The 2,012-nt window shown below is 67.5% G+C and carries 1 protein-coding gene; it reads left to right on the top strand.

Features of this window, described 5'->3' with window-relative positions:
• Positions 1 to 1,885 (top strand): 4Fe-4S binding protein (locus ENSA5_RS14525; protein ID WP_146155701.1); only part of this gene is annotated, 1,885 nt, incomplete at its 5' end.
• Positions 1,886 to 2,012: the final 127 nt, after the last annotated feature.

Genomic DNA, 2,012 nt, shown 5'->3' with positions numbered 1-2,012 from the left:
CGGGGTCTCGGTCGAGGACATCACCCCCGCCCCCGACCGAGACCCCGAGGGCGGCGGCGCGCCACCGATGCCGCCGATCGAGGACATCAGCCCCGCCCCCGACCAAGACCCCGAGGGCGTCACCGTCGATCGCTTCGGCCAAAAGCGCACGGCCTCCGGGGCCCTGATCCTCGAGCAGGGCGAGGTCGAGCGCGGGCTGTCCGAGGACACCCGCGCGACCCTCGACGCCGGCGGGTTCTTCGACCCCACCGCCTTCGACGACGCCGAGGTCGTCAAGACCAAGGCCTACGTCCACCTGATGCCGGGCCTGCCCAACGAGGTCGTATACGTCGGCCTCGGGCTGATCTTGCTGCTCTCCTTCGTGCTGTTCGAGCGCTACGGCAAGCGCAAGGATCCGCGCGGCACGGGCGGCGGCGGCTCGCGCGACGATCGGCCCTACTGGCGCTTCGAGCTGACCCGCTTCGCGTGGTTGAAGCGCGCGCTGAACAGCCGGTGGGTGCAGCCCGCGGTCCAGCTGCCCGTCGTGATCGCCTTCGTCGCGGTCATCGTCTGCGGGCTGGTCGGCAGCCAGGAGCCGGGCCGCAACATCGCCCCGGTCCTGACCTGGAACATCTGGTGGATCGGCCTGATCTTCCTGGTCATGTTCGCGGGCAACCTGTGGTGCTTCATGTGCCCGTGGACGGCGATCCCCGACTGGGTCATGCGCCGCTCGCTGCTCGCGGTCCGCAAGATCAAGAGCTTCGGCCTGAAGTACCCGCGCTTTCGCCTGTGGATGTGGCCGGCGATCGTGCTGTTCGGGTTCGTGACCTGGCTCGAGATCGCCTACGACGCCGCCAACCGCCCGTGGCTGACCTCGATCTTCGGCATCTTCATGGTCTTGCTTTCGTGGCTGTGCCTGGTCCTGTTCGAGCGCAAGGCCATGTGTCGCTACGTGTGCTTCGTCGGCCGGGTGTCGGGCCAGTACGCGACGATGGGCATGCTCGAGCTGCGCCGCCGCGACAACGCGGTCTGCCGCTCGTGCGAGACCTCGGACTGCGTCCACGGCCGCGAGGGCGTCGGCTATGCGTGCCCGACCAGCGAGTACATGGGCGCGATGAACGACAACCAGTACTGCACGCTGTGCACCGAGTGCGTCAAGAGCTGCCCGCACGACAACATCGCGCTCAACCTGCGCAGCAGCGGGGCCGATCTCCTCCACCCGCACCGGGCCAAGATCGACGAGGCCTACATGGCGATCTTGGTCTTCATCGTGTCCGCCTTTCATGGCGCCGCGATGATCCCGCTGTGGAAAGAGTGGGAGACGGGCCTGCGCGGGTGGCTGGTCGATCACGACCTGCTCGGCACCAAGGAGCTGTTCGCGGGCAGCGACGGCGGGGTCTTGACCTTCACCTTGATGATGCTCGGGTGCATCTTCGCGCCCGCGCTGATCTACTGGCTGCTGTGCGCGGCGATGCACCTCGCCAGCGGGCGGCGCGACGTGTCGATCCGCAAGCTGTTCATCCGCTTCGCGTACACGCTGCTGCCGATCGCGCTCTTCTATCACCTCGCCCACAACGCGACCCACGTGTTTTGGGAGTGGTCAAAGCTGCGGCGGCTGGTCTCGGACCCCCTCGGCTGGGGGACGGACTGGTTTGGCACCGCCCGGGCGCCGCTGACCTCACTGTGGGAGCCGGAGACGATCTGGTACCTGCAGGTCGCGCTCGTCGTGATCGGCCACGCCTACGGGATCTTCGTGGCCCAGCGCGAGGCCTTTCGCGTGTTCGATGGCGACAAGAAGGCGAGCTTTCGGGTTCACCTCGTGATGATCGTGGGCATGATCGCGATGAGCGTGCTCAGCTTGTGGCTGCTGGCCCAGCCCATGTACATGCGAACCGCGGATCTTTAGGGACCCCCCCGAACGTCTGCAACTTTGCCACGCACGGCCGCAAGCGGCCGGTCGCTCCTCGCTCCGCTCGTCGCTCGGTGGGCTGGTATGAGCTACGCAAGCCCACTCGTGGCCCCCTAGGAGGGGG

It is taken from the genome of Enhygromyxa salina (assembly GCF_002994615.1).
GTDB lineage: Bacteria > Myxococcota_A > Polyangia > Nannocystales > Nannocystaceae > Plesiocystis > Plesiocystis salina_A.
The sequence above is the reverse complement of the archived record's forward strand: the minus strand, read 5'-3'. Positions and strand labels throughout refer to the sequence as shown.